20 protein-coding genes are annotated in these 23821 nt (G+C 58.6%); 3 read left to right on the top strand and 17 right to left on the bottom strand.

The genetic code is table 11. The features are described from left to right. On the top strand, positions 1–306 hold the full coding sequence (gene cyoD / locus G3578_RS15550; RefSeq protein ID WP_165213882.1) for a cytochrome o ubiquinol oxidase subunit IV: 306 nt from the start codon (positions 1–3) through the stop codon (positions 304–306). Positions 307–364: 58 nt separating this feature from the next. Here the strand turns inward: cyoD and G3578_RS15545 are convergent, their stop codons facing one another. The 7 genes from G3578_RS15545 to asd all read right to left on the bottom strand — a co-directional run bounded on the left by G3578_RS15545 (position 365) and on the right by asd (position 6951). Continuing rightward, positions 365–1537 (bottom strand): MFS transporter, encoded by a 1173-nt coding sequence (locus tag G3578_RS15545; protein WP_165213881.1) that lies wholly within the window; start codon positions 1535–1537, stop codon positions 365–367. Between the two features lie 82 nt (positions 1538–1619). Then, positions 1620–2255: an SdpI family protein gene (locus tag G3578_RS15540; RefSeq protein WP_165213880.1), complete on the bottom strand. Its 636-nt coding sequence runs from the start codon at positions 2253–2255 to the stop codon at positions 1620–1622. Further along, entirely contained in the window at positions 2248–2538 is a 291-nt protein-coding gene (locus G3578_RS15535) for an autorepressor SdpR family transcription factor (RefSeq protein WP_165213879.1), read from the bottom strand. Before G3578_RS15535 ends, G3578_RS15540 begins: the two co-directional genes overlap by 8 nt. A 147-nt stretch (positions 2539–2685) precedes the next feature. Next, a complete protein-coding gene (gatB, locus tag G3578_RS15530) occupies positions 2686–4122 on the bottom strand; it encodes an Asp-tRNA(Asn)/Glu-tRNA(Gln) amidotransferase subunit GatB (protein ID WP_165213878.1) in 1437 nt (478 codons plus the stop codon). Positions 4123–4127: 5 nt separating this feature from the next. Further along, complete coding sequence (gene gatA, locus G3578_RS15525; RefSeq protein ID WP_165213877.1) at positions 4128–5600, bottom strand: Asp-tRNA(Asn)/Glu-tRNA(Gln) amidotransferase subunit GatA; 1473 nt, start codon at positions 5598–5600, stop codon at positions 4128–4130. Positions 5601–5626: 26 nt separating this feature from the next. Further along, positions 5627–5917: an Asp-tRNA(Asn)/Glu-tRNA(Gln) amidotransferase subunit GatC gene (gatC, locus tag G3578_RS15520; RefSeq protein WP_165213876.1), complete on the bottom strand. Its 291-nt coding sequence runs from the start codon at positions 5915–5917 to the stop codon at positions 5627–5629. A 188-nt stretch (positions 5918–6105) separates the two neighbouring features. Further along, positions 6106–6951, bottom strand: coding sequence for an archaetidylserine decarboxylase (asd, locus tag G3578_RS15515; RefSeq protein ID WP_165213875.1), 846 nt, complete (start codon positions 6949–6951; stop codon positions 6106–6108). 199 nt (positions 6952–7150) lie between these two features. On the opposite strand from asd, the gene G3578_RS15510 reads away from it, so the two are divergent. After that, a complete protein-coding gene (locus G3578_RS15510) occupies positions 7151–8071 on the top strand; it encodes a diguanylate cyclase domain-containing protein (protein ID WP_165213874.1) in 921 nt (306 codons plus the stop codon). Here the strand turns inward: G3578_RS15510 and G3578_RS15505 are convergent. Next, complete coding sequence (locus G3578_RS15505; RefSeq protein ID WP_241254654.1) at positions 8064–9029, bottom strand: MraY family glycosyltransferase; 966 nt, start codon at positions 9027–9029, stop codon at positions 8064–8066. The genes G3578_RS15510 and G3578_RS15505 overlap by 8 nt on opposite strands. A 338-nt stretch (positions 9030–9367) precedes the next feature. Beyond that, a complete protein-coding gene (gene pruA / locus G3578_RS15500) occupies positions 9368–10915 on the bottom strand; it encodes an L-glutamate gamma-semialdehyde dehydrogenase (protein WP_165213873.1) in 1548 nt (515 codons plus the stop codon). A 264-nt stretch (positions 10916–11179) separates the two neighbouring features. Here pruA and G3578_RS15495 point away from each other — a divergent pair, with 264 nt between their 5' ends. Next, a complete protein-coding gene (locus G3578_RS15495) occupies positions 11180–11824 on the top strand; it encodes a hypothetical protein (RefSeq protein WP_165213872.1) in 645 nt (214 codons plus the stop codon). A gap of 219 nt (positions 11825–12043) precedes the next feature. On the opposite strand, the gene G3578_RS15490 is transcribed toward G3578_RS15495, so the two are convergent. The 8 genes from G3578_RS15490 to G3578_RS15455 all read right to left on the bottom strand — a co-directional run bounded on the left by G3578_RS15490 (position 12044) and on the right by G3578_RS15455 (position 23623). Beyond that, positions 12044–12718, bottom strand: coding sequence for an O-methyltransferase (locus G3578_RS15490; protein ID WP_165213978.1), 675 nt, complete (start codon positions 12716–12718; stop codon positions 12044–12046). Between the two features lie 206 nt (positions 12719–12924). After that, entirely contained in the window at positions 12925–14391 is a 1467-nt protein-coding gene (proS, locus tag G3578_RS15485; protein ID WP_165213871.1) for a proline--tRNA ligase, read from the bottom strand. A 305-nt stretch (positions 14392–14696) separates the two neighbouring features. Then, entirely contained in the window at positions 14697–15767 is a 1071-nt protein-coding gene (locus G3578_RS15480; protein ID WP_165213870.1) for a CamS family sex pheromone protein, read from the bottom strand. A 15-nt stretch (positions 15768–15782) separates the two neighbouring features. Beyond that, positions 15783–17318: a Ppx/GppA phosphatase family protein gene (locus tag G3578_RS15475; protein WP_165213869.1), complete on the bottom strand. Its 1536-nt coding sequence runs from the start codon at positions 17316–17318 to the stop codon at positions 15783–15785. Positions 17319–17341: 23 nt separating this feature from the next. Further along, positions 17342–18220: a WD40/YVTN/BNR-like repeat-containing protein gene (locus G3578_RS15470; protein WP_346774020.1), complete on the bottom strand. Its 879-nt coding sequence runs from the start codon at positions 18218–18220 to the stop codon at positions 17342–17344. Positions 18221–18244: 24 nt separating this feature from the next. Then, positions 18245–20266, bottom strand: a complete 2022-nt coding sequence (gene ligA, locus G3578_RS15465) for an NAD-dependent DNA ligase LigA (protein WP_165213868.1) — start codon at positions 20264–20266, stop codon at positions 18245–18247. 23 nt (positions 20267–20289) lie between these two features. Continuing rightward, a complete protein-coding gene (gene pcrA / locus G3578_RS15460; RefSeq protein WP_165213867.1) occupies positions 20290–22563 on the bottom strand; it encodes a DNA helicase PcrA in 2274 nt (757 codons plus the stop codon). Positions 22564–22786: 223 nt separating this feature from the next. Next, the gene (locus G3578_RS15455; protein WP_165213866.1) at positions 22787–23623 is read right to left on the bottom strand and encodes a VanW family protein; all 837 of its coding nucleotides are present in this window, start codon (positions 23621–23623) and stop codon (positions 22787–22789) included. Between the last annotated feature and the right edge of the window lie 198 nt (positions 23624–23821).

Raw genomic sequence — 23821 nt, 5'->3', positions numbered from 1 at the left:
ATGGCGCATCACGAGACACATGGTTCGACAAAATCGTATACGATCGGCTTTCTGCTGTCGATCGTGCTGACCATCATTCCGCTGGTGCTTGTCTTGAATCACATGCTGAGCAGGGTGCCGCTCATCGTGGCCATCATCGCCATGGCGATCCTGCAGTTTCTGGTGCAGCTCTTCTTCTTCATGCACATCCGGGAAGGAGAGAAGCCGCGCTACAATGTCATGGCCTTGATCCTGGGGGCTGTCATCACGTTTACGATCGTGGCGGGCTCGGTGTGGGTCATGTCCTTTAACGAACAGGTTCATTGAGCCGCTGAAAATGAAACACCTCCCGACCATCCATGGGCATGGATGCGGGAGGTGTTTTTTAGTGCGGCAAGCCGTTGTGCCTGGAGGCCGCAGACCGGTACTTCCGAATGGTCAGCAGAATAAGCGACAGGGAAAATACGGACATCACCGCCATCCACTGATACAGGACCGATCCGCCCAGTTTGCCGAAAATCCAGCCGCCCAACACGGAACTGATGATGCCCGACAGCCCGAAAAAGATGCACGCAAAAACCGTTTGTCCGGTCGCTTTCAGTTCGTCGGGCGCGGTACGGTACAGATACTGGATGGAAGCGCTGTAAAAAACGGCGAAGGTTACCCCGTGGAACAGCTGCAGCAGCGCAATCCAATGCGGCTCCGTCAAACTGGCGCACAACATGTAGCGGAGCGCGAAGAAGGCCGCCGCAATAGCCATGAGGGGCAGTTCCTTCCCGTGCCGCAGCCAGTAGAAGGCGAGCGCAAAGCTGACCGCTTCGCTGGCGGTGGCATAAAACCACGCCTGCCCCACCATCGCGGTCGTCCCGCCGAGATGCTGGATATACACCCCGACAAAGCTGTCGTTGGCACGGTGCGGAATGGAAAGCAGCAGGATGACGAACAGCAGCCAGAGCGTGCGGCGATTCGCAAGAAAGTGCTTGATGGCTTTGACGGAAACCGGTTTGGGCGCTCCCGCCTGCTGCGGCAGCAAGAGGCCTACGGCAAAGGTGCAGAGACCGCTTCCCAGGAACAGGTACGCCAGGCTGTCCATCCCCCATTTTTCAAGCAGCATGCCGACGACCAGCGCGGATGTCCCGTAGCCGATGGAGCCGAACAGCCGAATGGAACCGAAGCTGACCCGCTCTTCCTCGGCGACCCGGTAATTGACGCTGTCCGTCAACGGGCCGATGGGCGACATGAAAAAATAGGCGAGGGCGGCAAAGACGAACAGCAGCTGATGGGACGAGAGCTGAAACAGGATGGTTCCCAGGACGGCAAGAGCCCCTACGATAACCAGCAGCGCCCGTTTGACGTTTTGCCACCTGTCGCTGATATACCCCCACAGCGGCGGCGAAAAAATGCCGACGACCGTGCCGAGACCAAGCAGCAAACCGATCTCGGCCGGGGAGATGCCGCGGGCCGAAAAGTAGACGGGCAAATAGGAGATAAAGATGGACAACATCACGTAGTACAGGAAATTGAAGCCAACCAATGTCAGGACAGGACGGCTGGGCATGGACCTCCACCCTTTCTTTCTCTATCCCTACTATCATACCGGTTTCCGTCAGGGGAATGTCAACCGGAGAATGTGGTTCCGCTCACCTGGAGCCCTGCCGGTAGATCACATAGGAGTACAGCACCGGCAGCAAAGCCGATGCCGCGATCAGGGCGAACAGCAGAAAAGGCGTTTGGCGAAGGAACGGGACAAAAGCCGAAATCACCATGATCGCCCCCACGACCACCCAGAGCGGACCGGAGAAGCGGTGGGTCTTTCGCCATACCTCATCGCTCGCGAGCGTCCACGGCGTGCGAATCCCGATGAAATAATTGCTGCGCACCTGCCCCAGATAGTTGCCGATCACCAGCCAGGTTACCCCGACGAGCAGATGGGCCGCGATGACCGCATCCACGGCCAGGCCAAGATTGACGGCGATCACGAAGATAAACCCGGCGCTCAGTACAAAGAGCACCAGCAGCCGGATGATCCCGAATGCCTTTTCAAACTTCGGGTAGTTCTCCTTCCGGGGATCGATCCGGCGGCTCAGATTGGTCAGCACGATCAGCAGGCCGCTGATCAGCAGATAGGTAAGGAAAAACATCCCTTTGCTCTGGTAGCCGTTCGCCTCCCCGTGAAAATCGAAGTGGGTCGCCATTGTTTCCGGCAGTTTGTCGTATGTGAACAGGCCGACCATCATGGGAAGCAGCCAAATGATCACCATGAGCACTCTATTCATCTTCTTCCTTCCCCTTTCCCGGGTCTTTCCCGTCGATAATCTCCAGAAACCAGCCCAGGACGTCCTGCACCACCGTCGTATTCAGCGAATAGACGATATTCTGCCCCTGTCGTTCGTCCAGTATCAGCTTCGCCTGCTTGAGCGTGCTTAAATGATGGGAGATGCTGGGCTTCGTCATGTTGAAGTGGTCGGCGATTTCCCCCGCGGTCATATCTTTTTCCTTCAACAGGCGGATGATGTGCCGCCGCGTTGGATCGGCCAATGCTTTAAAGGTTTCGTTCATGCATCCACCCCTTTCGCCAGCCATTTGTTAGATATTTAGAAAACTGTCTAAATATCTAACAAGATCGTACGTCTTTTTTCCTCTCCTGTCAACTGCGGCGAAGCGGAAAAAACCGCCTGCACCCGCAGACGGTTTCATCACATGCGCTTATATTTTTTTCAAGGCTTCCATCAGCAGCTTGTTCACCAGCGGCGGGTTGGCCTTGCCTTTGGTTTGTTTCATCACCTGGCCGACAAAAAAGCCGACCGCCTTCTCGTTGCCGTTTTTATAATCCTGCACCGCCTGCGGATTGGCGGCGATCACGTCCTCCACCACCCGCTGCAGTTCGCCTTCATCGCTAATCTGGACAAGCCCCTTCTCCTCGACGATCCTGGCCGGGTCTTTGCCGGTCTCCACCATCTCTTTGAAGACCGTTTTGGCGATTTTGGAGGAGATCGTGCCTTTTTCGATCAGCTTGATCATTTCGCCGAGTCCCTCCGGCGTGATTTTCACATCGGCCAGCTCCAGATTGTTGGCGTTCAGATAGCCGAACAGATCCCCCATCAGCCAGTTCGCGACCGCCTTCGGATCAGCGCCTGTCTTCACCGCTTCATCATAGAAGTCGGCGGACTCCTTGGTCATGGTGATGATGCCGGCATCGTAGGCAGACAGGCCGTACTGCTCCACATAGCGGGCCTGGCGGGCATCCGGCAGCTCGGGGATGGACGCTTTCACCCTGTCGATCCATTCTTCCGAAATCTGCAGCCGGACCAGATCCGGATCCGGGAAGTAGCGGTAATCATGCGCCTCTTCCTTGGAGCGCATCGAAATGGTCTTCTTCTCCCCTTCGTCCCAGCGGCGAGTCTCCTGCACCACCTTGCCCCCCGAGAGGACGAGATGCTTCTGCCGCTCCACCTCGTACTCCAGCGCGGCTTGGACAAAGCGGAAGGAGTTCATGTTTTTCAGCTCGGTCTTGGTGCCGAATTCTTTCTGGCCCACCGGGCGGATGGAGACGTTGGCATCGCAGCGAAGCGACCCCTGCTCCATTTTGACATCGGACACTTCCGTATACTGCAGGATGGCTTTCAGCTTCTCCAGATACGCCTTGGCTTCCTCGGGGCTGCGGATATCCGGCTCGGAGACGATCTCCACCAGCGGCACGCCCACCCGGTTGAAATCGACCAGCGATCCGCCGCCATAGGGAGCGTGGGTCAGTTTCCCCGCGTCTTCCTCCAGATGAAGGCGGGTGATCCCGATGCGCTTCTTCTCGCCGTTCACCTCGATGTCGATCCAGCCGTTTTTGCCGATCGGCTGGTCATACTGCGAGATTTGATACGCCTTGGGCAGGTCCGGGTAGAAGTAGTTTTTCCGGTCGAACTTGGTCTCCCGGGAAATCTCGCAATTGAGGGCCAGCGCGGCTTTCATGGCGAATTCCACCGCCTGCCTGTTCAACACCGGCAGCACCCCGGGATGGCCCAGGCAGATCGGGCATGTATGCGTGTTGGGCGGCGCTCCGAATTCCGTCGGGCAGCCGCAGAAGATTTTGCTGTTCGTCGACAGTTCGACGTGTACCTCCAGGCCGATGACCGTTTCAAACTGGCTCATCTCGCTTACCCCCTCACCAGTTCCGGTTTGCGCAGATGATGGCTGGTCGCCTGCTCATAGGCATGGGCCACGCGCAAAATCGTGGATTCGTCAAATGCTTTGCCGACAAGCTGCATGCCGATCGGCAGCCCGTTCGCAGCAAAGCCGCACGGCACGCTGATGGCCGGCAGTCCCGCCAGGTTGACCGGCACGGTGCAGATGTCTTCCAGATACATTTTGACCGGATCGTCCAGCTTGTCTCCCAGCTTGAAGGCGGTTGTCGGCGTCGTCGGATGCAGGATGACGTCATACTGGGCAAATGCCGCCTGAAAATCCTGGATGATCAGCGTGCGCACCTGCTGCGCTTTTTTGTAGTAGGCGTCGTAGTATCCGGCGGACAGCGCGTAGGTGCCGAGCATGATGCGCCGCTTCACCTCCGGACCGAAGCCCTGGCTGCGCGACTCCTTGTACATCTCGATCAGGTTGTCCGCATTGTCGGCGCGCACGCCATAGCGCACCCCGTCGAAGCGGGCCAGGTTGGACGACGCTTCGGAGGATGCCAGCAGGTAGTAGGCCGGTACGGCATATTCGGTATGGGGCATGGAGATTTCGTCCCAGACGGCCCCCATGCTCTCCAGCTGCTTCAGCGCGGCCAGCACCGCGTCCCGCACCTCCGGGTCGATGCCTTCGCCGATCAGTTCGCGCGGCACGCCGATGCGCAGGCCTTTCACATCGCCGGTGAGGGCGGACAGATAATCCGGCACCTCCACGTTGGCCGACGTCGAATCCAGCTCATCGTAACCGGCGATCGCCTGCAGGACGTACGCGGCATCTTCCACGTTCTTGGTGATCGGGCCGATCTGGTCGAGCGACGAGGCGTACGCCACCAACCCGAAACGGGAAACTCGCCCATAGGTGGGTTTCAGGCCGACTACCCCGCAAAACGCGGCCGGCTGACGGATCGAACCGCCGGTGTCCGAACCCAGGGTAAAGAAGAATTGGCGGGCCGCCATCGCAGCCGCCGAGCCGCCGCTGGAGCCGCCCGGCACGTAATCCGTGTTCCACGGGTTGCGGGCGGGGTAGAAACCGGAGTTTTCGGTGGAACCGCCCATGGCAAACTCGTCCATGTTGCATTTGGCTACGATCACGGCATCGGCTGCCCGCAGCTTCGCGCTCACCGTTCCGTCATAGATCGGGTCGTAATTGGCCAGGACTTTGCTCGCGCAGGTGGTCAGCATCCCTTTGGTCACGATGTTGTCCTTCAGGCCGGCAGGCAGGCCGTACAGCAGCCCGAGCGGCTCGTTCCCCTTGGCAAGACGCTCGTCCAGCGCCTTCGCCTGCTGAAGCGCCCCCTCCTCATCCACCCGGAGCACCGCCTTGATCGCGTCGTCCGTCTCCGCAATCCGCTCGAGGGAGGCCTGGACGAGATCGGTGACGGACAGCCGTTTGGCTCTTAGGTCGCTATGTATTTCCGACAATCGTTTATCGAACAATGACACGTCTGTCTCCTCCTTTCGTCAACCGGCTATTCAAAGACGGCCGGCACCTTGAACTGGCCGTCTTCCTCTTCGGGCGCATTGCGCAGCGCCTCTTCGCGCGGGATGGACGGCCGGTTCCGGTCCTCGCGCATCACATTTTTCACATCCGTCGCGTGGCTGGTGGGCGGCACGTTCGAGGTATCCAATTCATTCAGTTTGGCGGCGAACTCCAGAATCGCATTCAGATCCTTGGTAAACCGCTCCGCTTCTTCCTCCGTCAATCGCAGGCGGGCCAGATTGGCCACATGCTCCACTTCCTTGCGTGTAATCGCACTCATTTCTCTCCACCTCCAAGGCTAGCCAAGCAGCATCATAACCTTGATCATACTTGAAAAAAGCCATGATCGTCAATTTGATCGCGGCGGATGGCACCAGGGACGGGCAGTCAAATATTTTTTACGGATCATTATCGAGGCGCGCTGCAAAAAAACGGCCTTGTCCCGCGACAAGGCCGTCTCTTCCGTACCTATCTCACCGCTTTTCGCGCCAGCATCTGTCCCATCAACAGCGTGCTGCCCACCTGCACCCCGGGGCCCCATTCGATCTCTCCGCTCTCGAACACCAGGATCACCGTAGACCCGAACTCGAACCAGCCAAGCTCCTCCCCTTTGCGCAGCATGGGGCTATCCGGGATCTGCTCGCTCACCTGCTTGCCCCGCTTCACATTGGTGGTCGCCCGGCAGTAGGTCACCTTGACGCTGCCGACAAAGAGGGCGCCTACTTTCACCACGGCGACGGAGCCAATCTCTGCCGAGTCGATGAACGTAACCAGCCGCTCATTGCGGGCAAACAGTCTGTCCACCTGCTCGACGCCCAATCGGTTCACCGGATACAGCCGACCCGGTACATAGGTATAGGTACGCAGCACCCCGTCCACCGGCATGTGAATGCGGTGGTAATCGCGGGGGCTCAGATAAATGGTGACAAACTTGCCGCCCTGAAAGCGCCTGGCCAGCTCCGGCGCACCCCCGAGCAGTTCCCCCACGCTGTACAGCTTTCCTTTCGCCTGAATCAGCGTGCCTTCCTGTATATCGCCCATCTGGGATATGGTGCCGTCCACCGGACTGACGATCACACCGGGCCCGTCAGCGACCGGGCGCGCATCCGGCTTCAGCCGGCGGGTAAAAAACTCTTTCAGCGATTTGTACTCTTCCACCGGTTTTTCCACCGCATCCACGTCGATGTGATAATGCCGGATATATCGCCGGATAGCCAGCCGGCTGAATCGGGACGCGGTGATTTTCCCCATTGTCCGCGACATCGCGTTTTGCGGCAAGCGATGAATCAGGCCGCCAAGCAGTTTCTTGCGCATAGGTCATCTCCCAGTGTTTTTGCGTTCATGTTTACCTCATCCATACTCTACCATGATCTCCAAAGGGGAGCAAACTGTACCGCGCGACTGAATCTTTTGGAAATAGATACTTTTCGACAAAAGTGGCGATTTTCAATCAGATTGACCCTGTACTATAATGGAAAGCATAGCCGAAGCGAGCGCATAAGGAGCTAAGCGTATGTCAAAGAGCGATTTAACCCACCTCATTCAGGAATATGGCCATGTGCTGTCCTGTTTTTTTGATCATATCTCGGACATGATTTTCTTGATGGCTGTCGAAAACGGGGATACATTTCGGTATGTGATGATGAATCCGGCTGCCATGCGCGTCGCCGGGCTGTCGGAAGAAGCTTACGGCCGTTCGATCACCGAGGTCTATACGGGGAAAAAAGGGCAGCTGCTCAACAGCATCTACCAGCAAGCCGTTGCCAGCGGGAAACCCCTCTCCTATATTGACGAAGAGGAGGGGGGCGGGGACATCTTCGGCGAATCGATCCTCACCCCGATTTTCAACGCTGACGGCATATGCACGCACGTGTTCACGGTGACCCGTGATGTGACGGAACGCAAACGTTTGGAAGCCAAACTACTCTATATGGCTTATCACGACATGCTGACCGATCTTCCCAACCGGCGCCTGCTGTTTGATCTTCTGGACGATGCGATGTCCCGCGCGAAAGAGTATCATCATCTCCTGGCTGTTCTTTATCTCGACTGCGATGAGTTTAAAATGATCAACGACACCTTCGGCCACGACATCGGCGACGAATTCCTGACCGGTTTCGCCAAACGGCTGCGGTACTGCCTGCGTGATTCGGACATCCTGGCCCGATTGGGCGGGGATGAATTCGTGGTGGTTCTGCCGGTCATCCACTCCCTGGATGAGGCCGTCAAGATCGCCGAGCGGATTGTGCAGTCGCTGGAACAGCCGTGGCAGATCAAGCAGCACCGCTTCCCGGTGACGGTCAGCATCGGCATCGCCCTGTATCCGTATGACGCCGATGACAAGTTTCTGCTGCTCAAACGGGCGGACGAAGCCTTGTATCAAGCGAAACAGCAGGGCAAAAACCGCTTCAAGCTGTATTGTGCGACTACATGACGTACAGGAACAAGAGCAGGGAGAAGGCAGAGAACAGGATGCTGACCAGATACAGCACCACCACGGTCTGCCTGGCGCTCAATCCCTTGGACATGAGGCGATGATGGACATGCCTCCTGTCTGCCTGATGCATCGGCGTGCCGGCCAGCAGACGGCTGACCAGAACCTGCAGCGTATCCATCACAGGGAGCCCCAGGGCAAGCACGGTGACTGCCAGGGAGATCAGCGTGGCTCCTTTCATCGTTCCTTCCAGGGAGACGATCCCCAGCGCAAACCCCAAAAACGTTGCCCCCGCATCCCCCATGAACAATTGGGCCGGATAAAAGTTGAACCGCAGAAACGCCAGGACAGCCCCTGCCATGACGATGGCAATCAAGGCGGTCAATGCCTGTCCTTTCGCCAGCGCGATCAGAAACAAGGTGGTCGCCGCAAATGTCACCACCCCTCCTGCCAATCCGTCCGCCCCGTCCAGAAAGTTCACCATGTTAATCAATCCCAGGATCCACACCAGGGTGGCCGCAAACGACAACCACAGCGGAAATGATACCATCCCTCCCTCGATCCCGCCGAACCAGGAAAGGCTGATGCCCCGGAAACGGATATCCATGGCAAAAGCGAACAGGGCAGCCAGCAGCTGCACCGCCATTTTGGGGGAGACGGGAAATTCCAGACGGCGTGCCTTAAACCAGTCGTCAACCGTGCCGATTCCGATCAGCATGGCGCCGCCGACAGCCAGAACGTGCACAAGCGGCTGCCCTCCGGCAAACAGGCAAAGCACGATCATGATGCCTACATACATGGCAATCCCGCCGGAGAGCGGCATGGGCTTGGCGTGGGCTTTCCGGCCAATCGGCATGTCCACCAGCCGATACCGCCAGGCGAGCCGTTTGGCCAACGGGATCAACACGTACACAAGAAAAAAGGCCGCCAAAAAGGGAACAAGATAATCGAGAATCATACCTCACCTGCCGATGTTACGGTTCCTTTTCTTAGTCTGGTCGAAGCAGGGCTTCCCTAATCGGCAAAAATGCCGGATGCACCTTCCCGACATGCGGCGGCCGTCCCTGTTCCCCGAAAAAAACCCCGCCGACTTAAGCTGACGCTCCACCCACTCGGCGACAGCTAACGCTTTGCCGAGTGGGGTCCCTTGCTGGTGTCGGCGGGGGCCCCCAACCTTTCCAAGTTCGCTTTAGTACTTTAAAGATCTTAAATTTTCCTATATACCAAAAAAATAGCGTTCCTCCTGACGAAATGATGCCAAGAGGAACGCTATCTGTATCCTGCGTATGTTCAGGCTTACAGGAGTTCAGAAACCACTTTCGCCTGCGTGAAGAGCAGCAGGTAGTCCGGTCCGCCCGCCTTGGAGTCGGTACCCGACATGTTGAAACCGCCGAACGGATGAACGCCAACGAGGGCCCCTGTACACTTGCGGTTGAAATAGAGGTTGCCGACATGGAACTCCGTACGGGCTTTCTCCAGGTGGGCCCGATTGCGGCTGATGACGGAGCCGGTCAAGCCGTATTCCGTATTGTTGGCAATCTCCAGGGCATGGTCGAAGTCGCGCGCCTTGCAGAAGGCCACCACCGGCCCGAAGATCTCTTCCTGCATGATGCGGGCATTGGGATCCACATCCGCGAAGACGGTCGGCTTGATGAAGAAGCCGTTGCCTTCCCCTTTTTCGCCGCCTGCCATCAGCTTGCCTTCCTGTTTGCCGATTTCGATGTATTCCAGAATCTTGCTGTATGCTTTCTCGTCAATCACCGGACCCGTATAGAAGTCAGGGTTGGTCACGTCGCCGACCGTCAGCTTCTGGGTCAGTTCCACCACGCGATTCAGCACTTGCTCATAAACATCCTGGTGAACGATGGCGCGGGAGCATGCCGAGCATTTTTGGCCGGAGAAGCCGAATGCGGACGCCACAATCGCCTGGGCGGCCAGTTCGAGATCGCAGTCGTTGTCCACGATGATGGAGTCTTTGCCGCCCATCTCTGCCACCAGACGCTTCATCCATTTTTGGCCGGGACGATGTTTGGCCGCCAATTCATTGATGCGCAGCCCCACATCGCGGGAACCGGTAAAGCTGATGAAGCGGGTCAGGGGATGTTCCACCAGGAAGTCACCGATTTCACTGCCGCTGCCCGGAACGAAGTTGACCACCCCTGCCGGCACGCCAGCATCTTCCAGGATCTCCATGAATTTCGCTGCGATAACCGGTGTGGTGGAAGCAGGTTTCAGGACTACGGTGTTGCCGGCCACAATCGCGGCGGTCGTCATCCCGACCATGATCGCCAGCGGGAAGTTCCACGGCGGAATCACGATGCCCACGCCGAGCGGAATGTAGTACAGCTCGTTGTCTTCACCCGGGATGCGGGTCAGCGGATGACGCTCCGACAATTTATCCATTTGGCGGCCGTAGTACTCCATGAAGTCGATCGCTTCCGCCGTGTCGGCGTCCGCTTCCGCCCAGCTCTTGCCGGCTTCTTTCACCAGCCACGCGGAGAATTCATGTTTCCGACGGCGCAGAATGGCCGCTGCCTTGTAGAGATAACGGGCACGCGCAGGTCCCGGTACGGCTTTCCACGATTCAAAGGTGCTTGCCGCCACCTGAATGGCTTTCTCCGCCAGTGCCTGATCAGCCTGGGATACGATACCGATCACCTGGTCTTTATTGGAAGGGTTGATCGAACGGGACTTTTTCTCCGTTTTGATCCGTTCGCCGCCGATGATCAGATCGTATTCGCGGCCCAATTCGCTTTCCACCTTGGCCAGCGCTTCCTGGAACGCCTTTTTATTTTCTGGCAAACTAAAATTGGTAAAAGGTTCGTTTTTGAATTCGATTTGCATGTCGTCGCCTCCTTAACGGAATGGGGATGTACTCACACAATCTTGCAAGGATCGTACCAAAACATCTTCAGGCCGATGATCGTCCCTAGTGTTTGCATTTCATGCTGATTCCACACATAGGCCCCCGGCTCCCTGTCTGAACATATGTGTTCATAACATGTTCATTTTTGCACAAAAACGTCCGAATCTTTACTTTCCCGCTTCCTCTTTGTAGAATGGGGGGAGACTTTTGCCTGCATGTGGATAAAAAGGGGGATATGATCTATGGAAGCATGGCCGGTGCTGCTTCTCGGTTTTCTCTTGGGGCTGCGGCACGCCACGGATGCCGATCATGTGGTTGCCGTTACCACCATCGTCAGCCGTCAAAAGCGGTTAGGCATTGCCGCACTCATCGGAATGATCTGGGGATTGGGACATACGCTTACGATTCTGATCGTGGGTTCGCTGATCATCTACCTGAAGGTGGTCATCCCGGTGCGCTTAGGTCTGGCGATGGAATTCGCCGTCGGTGTCATGATCGTCATCCTGGGCATCATCAGTTTGAAAAAGTTCGCGCGGCCGCATGAGACGGCCCACGAGGCGATCCTGGTGCGCCCCTTTGTGGTGGGCCTGATTCACGGGATGGCCGGTTCCGCCGCCGTTGCCCTCATGCTGTTGAACCTGATCCCGTCTCCTGAGTTGGGCGCCCTGTACCTGTTGATCTTCGGCCTGGGAACGGTCGCCGGCATGACGGGGATCACCTTCCTCATCGGCCTTCCCTACATATTCACGACACGGCTGCATACCTTCCATCGGTATCTGGGGCTTGCCACCGCATCGTTCAGCATCATCTTCGGCCTTACCATGATGTACGAACTGGGGATCGTCAACGGCCTGTTTACCGATCATCCTGTCTGGACGCCGGAATAATGCGGAAATAGAAACACCATGGTGGATGCGGCCCTGAGCGAGCATCCGCCTTTTTTAGTATACCGGAAAGTTCTCTTTAAAGCGAAAAAGCGACGTGAGAAAGGTTGGGGCCCCCGCCGACATGTTCAGGGGTCCCTAAAAAAGTAATCGGATTATGCTTCGAAGGTCAACGTCACTTTTTGGGGTTAAGCATAGCTCAAGTCGGCGGGGTTTCTTACGCTACTGATCATCCGTGACCAAGGCAATAATGAAGCCGTCGTATCCTTTGACGCCCACTGTCTGGATGGCTGTGGCGCTCACTCGCGGCTCGGCGGCAAGCAGTTCGTTGAGACGGCGCACCCCTTGCACACCGGGATCGGGATTGGCGTCATCGGCTACCGCTCCGCTGCGCACGACATTATCCACGATGATGAGGCTGCCGCGGCGGGTGAGTTGGAGCGCCCACTTGAAGTACTCGGGGTTGTTTGGCTTGTCGGCGTCGATGAAGACAATATCAAATGGCCCATGCCCCTCCGCAACGAGCTGCGAAAGAGAATCCAACGCTTTTCCGAGACGAACCTCCACGATCTCCGACAGACCGGCCCGTGCGATGTTGGCGCGGGCAACTTCAGCGTGCTTTGGATCAACCTCCAGCGTAATCAAGCGTCCGTCGGGGGGCAGCGCCCTGGCCAGCCAGATGGTGCTGTACCCCCCCAGCGTTCCAATCTCCAGAATGGTACGCGCCCCCAACATACGTGCCAGCAGGTGCAGCAGCTTTCCTTGGTTCGGCGCAACGTCGATCGGCGGCAGGCCAGCCGCAGCGTTGGCTTGAAGCGCCGCATCCAGTGCAGGGTCGGGCGGGATCAGCATCCCGGCAAAATACCGGTCAACTGCTGCCCATTGCTCTTTCCCCATCGTCTCAGCCCCTTCGCACTTTTTGAAAATTCTAACACAAAATTTTCCGCTTCGGCTACGATAATCCGCCACCACACCCCTCGCGAATGCTCCTTGGACAGCCAACACAAATGAGACACACAGGTGCGAAAAAACGGGGGGCACGCGCCTCGCATCTTCCGGATGCTTCAGACGCATGCCCCTGCAGATCAAGAATACCTTCATCATTAATATGCCCGCGCAAACCAGACGGTATGTTTGGCCTCTTTGCCGCACGTGATGCAGGTATGCTTGGTTGCCGGCGGCTCAAACGGAATGTTGCGGGAGGTGAACTTCGTCTCCTCCTTCACCTTGGCCTCGCAGGCATCGTCGCCGCACCAGCCGGCCAGCACCCAGCCCGCGATGCCGTTCTTGCTGTCCACCTCGTCGAGATACGCTTTCAGCTCATCGAGCGTGTTGATCTCCAGATGCGAGTGAGCTTCGCGGAAGGCCAGCGCTTTCTGGAACATGTTGCGCTGGATCTCTTCCAGCAGGTTTTGGACGGCCTCGACCGCCCCATCCAGCGGTACCGTCACTTTCTCCCCGGTATCCCGGCGCGCCAGCACCACCTGATTGTTATCCACATCGCGCGGACCGATTTCCAGACGGATCGGCACGCCGCGCATTTCCCACTCGTTAAACTTCCAGCCCGGCGTCTCTTCGCGCAGGTCGGCTCTTACCCGGACGCCCGCCGCCTTGAGAGCGTCGTGGAGCGGATCGAATTTCTCCATCACCTTGTCGCGCAGCTTCGGCGGTCCCACCGGAATCATCACCACCTGGGTCGGCGCCACGCGCGGCGGCAGGGCCAGCCCGCGGTCATCCCCATGCACCATGATCATGGAACCGATCAGGCGGGTGGAGGTTCCCCACGAAGTGGTGTGCACATACTTGAACTGGTTGTCCCGATCCAGATACTTGATCTCAAAGCCTTTGGCGAAGTTTTCTCCCAGGTAATGCGAGGTGCCGGCCTGCACCGCTTTGCCGTCCTTCATCATCGCCTCGATGGAGTAGGTGTCCACCGCTCCGGCAAACCGTTCGCTCGGCGTCTTCTGCCCCTTCCAGACAGGGATCGCCAGCACCTCCTCCACCACTTCCCGATAGATCTCCAGCATCTGCATGGTCTCCTGGCGGGCTTCCTCCTCCGTGGCATGTGCCGTATGCCCCTCCTGCCACAGGAACTCCGAGGTGCGCAGGAACGGCTGCGTCCGCTTCTCCCACCGGAAGACGTTCGCCCACTGATTGATGAGAACCGGCAGGTCCCGATAGCTTTGGATCCATTGACTGTACATGTGGCCGATGATCGTTTCGGACGTCGGCCGCAGCGCCAAGCGCTCCTCCAGCTTTTCACCCCCCGCTTCGGTTACCCACGGCAGCTCGGGGTTGAAACCTTCCACGTGTTCCTTCTCCTTCTGGAAGAAAGATTCCGGGATCAGCATCGGGAAATAGGCATTACGGTGGCCCGTCTCCTTGAAACGTTTGTCCATGGCCGCCTGGATGCGTTCCCAGATTTCAAACCCGTCCGGCTTGAAGACGATACAGCCGCGCACAGGCGTGTAATCCATCAGGTCCGCCTTGCGGATCGTATCGATGTACCATCGGGAAAAATCTTCCGACTGCGGGGTAATCTCCTTTACAAATCCTTTTTCATCTGCCATCTGCACCTTTCCTCCATTCACCAAAAATGAAACCCCCATCCCTCAATAGGGACGGAGGTTCTTACATCCGCGGTACCACCCTGATTGACTGTCGCTGCCGCGCAGTCCTCTCCACCCCCGGTAACGGCAGGGAACCCGGCATGACTCATCGCCAGCGGCTCAAGGATGGGGTACAGATACCTGCGTGCATCAGCCTTCCAGTCAAGGGCCGACTCCCTGGGACACGGCCAGTACCTGCGGGTCCTTTCATTGCCTTTCTTACCGCATTATCTTAACAGGAGAAGCAACTCTTGTCAATTTGGGGGCTATTTGCGATAGATGTGCATGTACCCCTCGCCGTCCGGCGGCCGCACATAGATCGCCAGCGGCTGATTGATGGACTGGACGTACAGGTTGACATGGACGTCCTTGTCGATCAGCTGATTGATCAGATTGGCGGCGAACTGCGTAAACTGCAGCACCTCCGTCCGCGAATCGTATTCGGCGGTAGCCGTGATCGTCAGCTCCGTCAGCTTGCCCCCCATGAATCGGCCTACACCCGTCAAGCCGATATACTCCTGGAAAAATTGCTGGGTCTGTTTCATCAGCTTGTCGTACTGCAGCGATACCTGCGGCTGATCCTCCTCCGCTTCGGCGCTGGGGAAGAGATAGTATTTCTCGTCGATCGGCTGCCATTTGGAAACCGAGCTGTCCGCCGCATTCACCGTGCCTGTCGCGATGAAGTTGCCGGGCACCAGGGTGGATGACGGGTCCGGAACCTCATACAAGGCGATCACCATCGGAATCTGCTGGTTCTCGGCGCGCACCTTCGGAATGATTTTGGCGGCGAGCTGTTGTCCTTTCGCCAGCAATTCCTCGCGCGTATAGCTTTTCTCCTGGCCGGTCGCATCCTCGTAGACCGGGGAAAGGGAGAGCCCCAGCACCAGCCCCGCCAGCTTCTGGGTATCTTTGTCCAGATAGTCGTGTTCCAGGACATGGACGAGAAGATTCGGCCCCTTGTCCGGGTTCAGGCCGGCGGGATCTTCCTTGGCGCGGGACAGCCACGCGGTCACCTCTTCCCGCTTGATTTGCTGTCCTTCCTGGAAGTAGTAATCCTTGGTGGAGAAGGTTTCCCGGGCAATCTCCATCAGCCCCAGCTCCAGATGGCTGAAGTCGATGCGGTACGACCCTTGCGACAATCGGGACAGCATGCCGCGCGTCTGGTTGGGCCGGTAGGGCGGAACGCTCCCGTAGTAATCTTCGGATACCTCAATCACCGGAGAAATGGACGGGGTCGCCGGCGCAGGCGCCTCATCCTTCCCCGGCAGGAAAGAGCAGGCGGAGGTGACAGCCGCCAGCCCCGCCGCCAAACAGAAGTGGATCCATTTCGTTCTCATGCTTCTACTCCTTTATCACCGTTGACGTGCTCCGGAGATGTCCGCTTGCAGATCATACTCCATGCCAAACGCTTTTGCAAACCGCTGCTGAAACTCGCTCGCTTCCTTCAGCTCCAGCCTGATGTCGGGATTGATGCTCTGGACCCGAATGCGCACCCTTTTCCCATCAGCGCAACAGGTCAGATCCTGAATGTCGCTGGATCGAGACCGGTCCAGCGCACGCGCCAGCAGCAGCAAAATCCCCAACTTTTGCACCGTTTCCTCGTCGCCCGGCCGCAGCAGGCCGTGATAGGGGCTGCTGATCTCCCGCATTTTTTTCCTGTTCTTGAACGAGGCGATCAGCGCGGTCATCAGCCGTTCCCGATGGGTCAACCCGGCCATCTTGGAATGCAGCAGTACATAAAAGGTGTGCCGCTGCCATTCGTAAAAACTGACCGCCACCCCCACATCATGGAGATGGGCCGCAGCCGCCAGCAGCAGACGCTCCTCTTCCCCCATGCCATGCAGGGGAGCCAGCTCGTCGAACAGCCGGAGCGCCAGATGGGCGACATGGGTGGCATGCCGCTCGTCCACATGATAGTAGCGCATCATGTTGACCACTTCATTCATCAGCACGTCATCCCCCCTGCCTTCCGGGGAGCGCTGCTGCATATGCTCGTAAAACAGCCCTTCCCGCAGCCCGTTGCCGCTGATCAGCAGAATCGGCGCCTCCACCGCTTCCATCAGGGTCTGGATGATCATCCCCCCGGCCACGATCAGATCGGCCCGGTCTTTGGAGAGGCCCGGCAGTTCCTGCAGCTGTCTGAGCGACAAGCCGCTCAGCATGCGGAGCGTCTCGTCCACCTGCTCCTTGCTCATCGCATACTGGTGGGCGCTCTCCAGCGGGTAATGGATCAAATGGCGATGCACGCGGGCGATATTGCGCACGGTCCCGCCCAGTCCAATCACCGGCAGTCCCCGTCGGCTGCCGAGCCACGCCTCCCTGCCAAAAGCCGTCCGCAGATAACGGCGCAGCTCTTCCGCTTCCACCCGGCCATCCCCCGCCTTGGAGCGAAAGCGTTCCGTCAGCGTCAGCGCGCCAAACGGCATGCTGATTGCCGAAGAGAGCGCCCTCCCTTCAAAGAGGGTGATTTCGCTGCTGCCGCCGCCGATATCCAGCGTATAGCCGCACTCTTCCCGAAAGCCGTTGATCACGCCCAGAAATCCGTAATACGCTTCCTCTTCGCCGCTCAGAACACGAAAGGCAAGGCCGGTTTCCTGCTCCACCCGCCCAAGAAACTCCTCACGGTTGCGCGCCCCCCTGACCGCAGCCGTAGCTACCGGTATGACGGTCTTCACATCGCGGGAACGGCAGAGTTTCATGAAGCGCTGCAGGGCCGCCAGCGCCCTGTCCACCGCCGCCGGTTTCAAGGTCATCTCTGCACCCATGTACTCGCTGAGGCGGACCGTTTCCTTCGTATCGTCGATCAGATGATAGGCGTGTTCCGCCACCTGAAAGATCACCATGCGAATCGTATTGGAGCCCATGTCGATGATGGCGATTTTCTCCAAGCCTGGGCACCTCGTTTCTTCTACTATTCCCGCTTCGTCCATTTCCCGTCCTGCAGGGCGTAGAGATAGGCAGACTCGCCGATGCCGACAAGCTGGGTATCGCCTGCCCCCTGCGCGATGACGACCAGCCGCTCCGGCGCTTTGGCCTCCAGCGGTGTCCATGCGCCGTCACGCTTCTGCAGGACGCCTTGTTCGGTTGCCACATAGATGGTGCCGTCCCGATCGTCCGCCGCCAGCGAATAGACCTGCTCTGCATCGGGCAGCTGTTCCTGCTCCCACCTGTCCTGTTCGTCATGGAACAGCCCGTACTGGGTGGCGACATACATGCGCTCTTCGGCCGGATCATAGTCGATCATGTAGATTTCCTGATCGAGAGACTGCCACTTTTCCCATTTGCCGCCGTTCCTGGAAAGGTAGACGCCTTCGCCGGAAACGGCGGCATACAGCCTGAGTTCACCGTCCTTGCGTACCCCGGTGATGCTGCGGATATCCGGCGCATCCGGGAGCCCGTCGGTCATCGGTTTCCAGCTCTTGCCGCCATCGACGGAGACCTTCATCGTGCCGCTGCCGCCGATGTATATATGCTGCGGATCGGCTGGATCGATGTACCAGCCGGTGACATCATCCGACTCGATCTGCGGGGAAAAAGAGGCCCACAGGCCGCTGCCGGTCGATCGGTACAGCCCGGCGGTGGTTCCTACCCAGATGGTTGCATCGTCGGTCATCGCCAGACTATGCACGGCTTCCCCCTTCTGCAAAACATCCTGATAGGTCAAGTCCCCGGGAACCGTTGCTGACGAAACCGGGGGAGCGTGGTGATTCCCGGGTTCGGCCGTTTCGCTGCAGCCCGTGACGGCCGCCAGCACGACAAGTCCGATACAAAACCGTATCAAGCCTTTCACTGCTTTCACTTCCTCCTCGCAGAATCAGGAAGACGCCTGCTGACCCAGCAGCGCCAGGAAGGCTTCCTCATCCAACACCTGGATTCCCAGTTTCTCCGCTTTTTCCAATTTCGAACCGGCCTTTTCTCCCGCGATTACCAGGTCGGTCTTCTTGCTGACGCTGCCCGTCACCTTTCCGCCAAGAAGGGCGATTTTCTCCTCCGCTTCCTGCCGAGACATGCTGGCGAGGGTTCCCGTCAGTACGATGGTCTTGCCCGCAAACGGCGAATCGACGCCAGCCTCGGCGCGCACGCCCTTGTACGCCGTATTGACGCCGGCCGCCTTCAGCCGCGCAATGATTTCCTGCGCTTGCGGGAGGGCGAAATAGCTGATGATGCTGGCCGCCATTTTCGGGCCAATCTCGTCGATCCCGGTCAGCTCTTCCTCCGTCGCGTGCATGAGGCCGTCCAGATCCCCGAAATGCTCGGCCAGGACGCGAGCCGCCTTCGCACCGACCAGTCGGATGCCCAACCCGAAAATGAGCCGCTCCACCGAGTTTTCCTTGCTCTGCTCAATGGCGGCCAGCATGTTGTCCACAGATTTTTCGCCCAGCCGTTCCAGTTGGAGCAGGGACTCCCTTTTTTCATGCAAGTCATACAGATCGGCGACGTTCCGAACCAGTCCGGCTTCGAACAGCTGCGCGATCACCTTTTCCCCCAGCCCTTCGATGTTCATGGCCTGACGGGAAACAAAGTGAATGATTCCTTCGCGGGCAAGCGCCGGACAATCGGGATTGACGCACCGCAGCGCCACCTCGTCTTCGATGCGCACCAATCCGCTCCCGCATTCAGGGCAGTGGGTCGGCATGACAAACGGCGTTTCCTTGCCGGTTCGTCTCTCCGGCAGCACCGCCACGATCTCCGGGATGATGTCCCCCGCTTTTTTCACCACTACATGATCGCCGATGAGCAGCCCTTTCTCCCGAATGATGTCTTCGTTGTGCAGGCTGGCCCGCTTCACGGTCGTGCCTGCCAGACTGACCGGTTTCAGCAGGGCCGTGGGCGTGACGGCTCCCGTCCGGCCCACCGTAACCTCGATGCCTTCCAGAATCGTAACGGCCTCTTCCGCCGGGAACTTGTAGGCGATGGCCCAGCGCGGGCTTTTCGCCGTGAAGCCAAGCTCCTGCTGCTGGGCGTAGCTGTCCACCTTGATCACCATGCCGTCGATCTCATACGGCAGGTGCGGCCGCTTTTCCGTCCAGCCGTTCACAAAGTGGATGACGTCGTCCATGTTGTCGAAGACGCGTCGCTCGGGATTCACCTTGAACCCCAGCTCTTCCAGCAGGGCAAGCCCTTCGCTGTGCGATTCCACCGTCTCGCCCTGCAGTTCGCCCAGTCCGTAGATAAAGGTATCGAGCTGGCGCGATGCGGCGATTCTGGGATCAAGCTGGCGCAGGGAGCCGGCAGCCGAGTTGCGCGGATTGGCGAACAGCGCCTCTCCCCGCTCCTCCCGCTCCTTGTTCAGCTTCTCGAACGCGCGCTTGGGCATGTAGGCTTCCCCGCGCACCTCCAGGGTGAGGGGCCGGGTCAAGCGCAGCGGGATGGAACGGATCGTCCGCAGGTTTTGCGTGATATCCTCCCCCGTCTGGCCGTCGCCGCGGGTTGCCCCTCTCACAAACAGGCCGTTCTCATAATGCAGGGAAATCGCCAGGCCGTCGATTTTCAGTTCACAGACGTAGCGCACCGGCTGGCTGCCGAGCACCTGCCGGACGCGCCGGTCAAAATCGCGCAGATCCTCTTCGCCGAAGGCATTGCCCAGGCTTAACATCGGCGTCTTGTGCACAACCTTCTCAAAAAAGGGGAGCGGTTCTCCCCCGACACGCTGTGTGGGAGAATCGGGGGTGACCAGATCGGGAAACGCATTCTCCAGATCCTGCAGCTCCCGCATCAGCTGATCGTATTCCTGGTCCGTAATCTCCGGACGGTCTTCCACATGATAGAGCCGATTGTGCCGCTCGATCTCCGTCCGCAGTGCTTCTATCCGCTTTTCCGCAGTGATTCGATCCATTCTCGTTCATCCTTCCAGACGACTTACGCCTTTTCGATGGGGGCGAATTTGGCCAACAGCTTCTTGATCCCGACCGGGCTTGGAAACGCGATGTCCAGCTCCAGATCGTCGCCGCTGCCTTTCGTTTTGACGACGGTGCCGATGCCCCATTTGGCATGCTTCACTTTTTCGCCCACTTTCCAGTCGATTCCTGCCGCCGCTCCGTGGTGCGGCAGTTTGGCCGGCTGCCCGAAGCCTTTGGCAGGCGCAGCCGCCGTTCTACCCGCAAACAGCCGGCTGTCGCCCGTCCGGTTGCCGAAGGCCCCTCCGGCGCGTCCAAAGCTCTCCGGCTCACCGCCCCGCACGGATCCTTCCAACAGGTCGGCAGGAATCTCCTGCAGGAAACGGGATGCCGGGTTGTAGTTGGTCCGGCCGAACAGGGTGCGCATCCGGGCCCCTGTCAGGAAGAGCCGCTTTTCCGCCCGGGTGATGCCCACATAGGCCAGGCGCCGCTCTTCTTCCATCTCGGCATCGTCGAAGAGGGCGCGGCTGTGAGGAAATACCCCTTCTTCCATCCCTGCCAGGAAAACCACGGGAAACTCCAGACCCTTGGCGCTGTGCAGCGTCATCAGGATCACCTGGCCTTCCGAAGAGGCAGGCTCAGCCGGTTCATTCCCATCGGCCAGGGTATCAATGTCGGCCACGAGCGCCAGATCGGTCAGGAAGGCCAGCAGCGTGCGGTCCTCGCTCTTGCGCTCGAATTCTTGGGTAACAGAGAGAAGCTCTTCGATGTTCTCCAGGCGCGCGGCTGCCTCGAGCGTTTTCTCCTCTTTCAGCGACTCGCGGTAGCCCGTGCGCGTCAGCACCTCTTCCACCAGTTCCGTGACGCTCAGATAATCCGCCATTTGGATCAGATTGGCGAGCAGCTCGCCAAACGCATGGATGGCATTGGCGGTGCGGGCGGGCAGACCCATATAGCTCGCCTCTTGCATGGCCGCATACAGGCTCATGCCGTGAGCCGCCGCGTACGCCTGCAGCTTCTCCACCGTCGACGCGCCGATGTTGCGCTTCGGCACGTTGATGATCCGCTCCAGACTGATGTCGTCGTCCGGATTGGAGATGACGCGCAGGTACGCCAGGATATCCTTGATCTCCTTGCGGTCGTAGAACTTGGTGCCGCCCACGATGGTGTATGGGATGTTCGACTTGATCAGCACTTCCTCGATCACACGAGACTGGGCGTTCGTCCGGTACAGGATGGCAAACTTGTCGTACCGTTTGAATTGCGGCAGCTGCTCCTTAATCTTCTCGACGATAAAATAGGCTTCCTCATGCTCGGAGTCGCCCTGAAAGTAGCAGATCTTGTCGCCGGTCGGATTCTCCGTCCAGAGGTTCTTCTCCTTGCGGCCGACGTTGTGGGCGATCACATGGTTGGCCGCTTGCAGGATGGTTTTGGTGGAGCGGTAATTTTGCTCCAGCTTGATGATTTTCGCTTCCGGATAATCCTTTTCGAAGTTCAGGATAATGGAGATGTCGGCGCCGCGCCATTTGTAGATGCTCTGGTCGGCGTCCCCCACGCAGCAGACGTTGCGGTACTGCCGCGCCAACAGGCTGATCAGGCGATACTGCGCCCGGTTGGTATCCTGATACTCGTCCACATGGATGTACCGGAACTTCTTTTGATAAAAGTCGAGCACTTCCGGTTCTTCCTGAAACAGCCGCACCGTCGTCATGATCAGATCGTCGAAGTCCAGCGACTGGTTGGTGCGCAGTTTCTTCTGGTACGCTTCGTACACGCGGGCCGTGTTCCTTTGAAACGGATCCCCCGCCCGCTCCGCGTATGCTTCCGGGCTGATCAGCTCGTTCTTGGCCCCGCTGATGGCAGCCAGCACCGCGCGCGGATCAAACAGTTTCGGGTCGATATTCAGCTCTTTCATGCACTGCTTGATCACCGACAGCTGATCCCCCGCGTCCAGGATGCTGAAGCTGCGGCTGATGCCGAGCCGGTCGATGTCCCGGCGCAGAATCCGCACGCACAGCGAGTGGAAGGTGGAGATCCAGATCTCTTCCGCTCCCCGCCCCACGATGGCTTCCACCCGCTGCTTCATCTCCCGCGCCGCTTTATTGGTAAACGTAATCGCCAGAATGCTCCACGGCGGCACGTTCTTTTCCCCGATCAGATAGGCGATGCGTTGCGTGAGCACCCTTGTCTTCCCGCTGCCTGCGCCCGCCAGGATCAGCACAGGTCCTTCTGTCGTCAATACGGCCTCCGCCTGCTGCGGATTCAACCCGGCCATGATTTTCTCTCTTGTGAACATCCGTCACTGCCACCTTTCGCCTTGAAACAAAACGGTCATGCCAAAAAGAAAGCATATGTTCCTATTTTGACACAGATTCAGGACGGATGCCAGTTGAATCCCCGGCTTAGAAAAACTCGGCGAGCGCCGAGCCTTTGGCGATGGCGGAGCCATAGCTGCGCAACTCCTATCTGCCAAATCAAAACAGCGCCTTCCCGCGGGGAGAAGCCGCTGTTGTTCGGCGTCATCGGCGCTGGTCGGGCTTGCCGGTCTCGCCATCCCCCGGGGCAGCGAGCAGCGGCTCGTACATCATGTACGCATGGTTTTCCGTCACAAATTCGTCGGCCACCACGGTCCCGCTGCCATCGCGGATGCGGCGGTACAGCGTGTTGTGCCGCAGGTATCCGCCCCAAATGGCCGGCGTGATGAGATGCTCTTTTTCATAAACCTCGTAATGAAGGGACGCCGGCTGGGTGGAACGCCACTCGCCGACCAGGTGGGTATCCGTCAGCCAGATGTTCAGCTGAAACGGCTGGGCGGTCCGATTCTCGATCTGTAGGTCGAGATAATTGTAGAAACAGGTGGCCCCGCTGCCAAACGGCTGCGTGCGGTTGGCATCCGGAAAGACATCGTAGCTGTGCCTGTGCCGCTCTGTCACCGTCAGCGGCGTATGCAGAGTCATCCAATAGATAAGATTGGAAAGCTGGCAGAGGCCGCCGCCGACGCCCGTTCCCACGCGCCCCTGCACCAGCACCATGCCCTCCCGGTAGCCCTTGCGCCGGGTGGGCTTGCCGATCAACCGCCAGTACGAAAACGTCTCCCCCGGCTGCACAACCAGGCCGTGGAGCCGCTCCACTGCGAGGCGCAGATTGTGCACCTTGTTGTGCTGCAGCCGCATATCGACATCCTTCAGCTTGCGCAAGAGCGGCGTTTGATGGCGAAAGTAAAGATAGGGATAGGGCTTGCCGTCCCTGGTTCGGGCCAGGTTCGCCCTGGCGAAGAACCACCGGACCCGGCGTTTCATGCGATAATAGGCAACGCCGAAGGCAAGACGCCACGAGCTGCGCTGTATGGGTTTCATGTCTGCCTCCCCCGTCATACCGTTTCTAATGGGAAAGACGCACAGCACCCCCCGTCCGTTTCGCCTCACAAAGTCATAACCACCGGCTTAGCCGGTGGCTTCCATTAGCCCTATAAGGGCATGTTGCAAGCAAGCGCCTCAAAGGCGCGCTGAAAGTCTGCCAACCGCGTGTTGCCTCGGGCCGGCCCCTAAAGGGGC

The organism is Brevibacillus sp. SYP-B805 (genome assembly GCF_011059135.1).
GTDB lineage: Bacteria > Bacillota > Bacilli > Brevibacillales > Brevibacillaceae > Brevibacillus_F.
This window is presented reverse-complemented; position numbering and strand designations above follow the sequence as displayed.

Excerpts from the sequence above, each read along its gene's own strand:
- cyoD (WP_165213882.1), top strand. The coding sequence starts at position 1 with ATGGCGCATCACGAGACACATGGTTCGACAAAATCGTATACGATCGGC.
- G3578_RS15545 (WP_165213881.1), bottom strand. The coding sequence starts at position 1,537 with ATGCCCAGCCGTCCTGTCCTGACATTGGTTGGCTTCAATTTCCTGTAC.
- G3578_RS15540 (WP_165213880.1), bottom strand. The coding sequence starts at position 2,255 with ATGAATAGAGTGCTCATGGTGATCATTTGGCTGCTTCCCATGATGGTC.
- G3578_RS15535 (WP_165213879.1), bottom strand. The coding sequence starts at position 2,538 with ATGAACGAAACCTTTAAAGCATTGGCCGATCCAACGCGGCGGCACATC.
- gatB (WP_165213878.1), bottom strand. The coding sequence starts at position 4,122 with ATGAGCCAGTTTGAAACGGTCATCGGCCTGGAGGTACACGTCGAACTG.
- gatC (WP_165213876.1), bottom strand. The coding sequence starts at position 5,917 with ATGAGTGCGATTACACGCAAGGAAGTGGAGCATGTGGCCAATCTGGCC.
- asd (WP_165213875.1), bottom strand. The coding sequence starts at position 6,951 with ATGCGCAAGAAACTGCTTGGCGGCCTGATTCATCGCTTGCCGCAAAAC.
- G3578_RS15510 (WP_165213874.1), top strand. The coding sequence starts at position 7,151 with ATGTCAAAGAGCGATTTAACCCACCTCATTCAGGAATATGGCCATGTG.
- G3578_RS15505 (WP_241254654.1), bottom strand. The coding sequence starts at position 9,029 with ATGATTCTCGATTATCTTGTTCCCTTTTTGGCGGCCTTTTTTCTTGTG.
- pruA (WP_165213873.1), bottom strand. The coding sequence starts at position 10,915 with ATGCAAATCGAATTCAAAAACGAACCTTTTACCAATTTTAGTTTGCCA.
- G3578_RS15495 (WP_165213872.1), top strand. The coding sequence starts at position 11,180 with ATGGAAGCATGGCCGGTGCTGCTTCTCGGTTTTCTCTTGGGGCTGCGG.
- G3578_RS15490 (WP_165213978.1), bottom strand. The coding sequence starts at position 12,718 with ATGGGGAAAGAGCAATGGGCAGCAGTTGACCGGTATTTTGCCGGGATG.
- proS (WP_165213871.1), bottom strand. The coding sequence starts at position 14,391 with ATGGCAGATGAAAAAGGATTTGTAAAGGAGATTACCCCGCAGTCGGAA.
- G3578_RS15480 (WP_165213870.1), bottom strand. The coding sequence starts at position 15,767 with ATGAGAACGAAATGGATCCACTTCTGTTTGGCGGCGGGGCTGGCGGCT.
- ligA (WP_165213868.1), bottom strand. The coding sequence starts at position 20,266 with ATGGATCGAATCACTGCGGAAAAGCGGATAGAAGCACTGCGGACGGAG.
- pcrA (WP_165213867.1), bottom strand. The coding sequence starts at position 22,563 with ATGTTCACAAGAGAGAAAATCATGGCCGGGTTGAATCCGCAGCAGGCG.
- G3578_RS15455 (WP_165213866.1), bottom strand. The coding sequence starts at position 23,623 with ATGAAACCCATACAGCGCAGCTCGTGGCGTCTTGCCTTCGGCGTTGCC.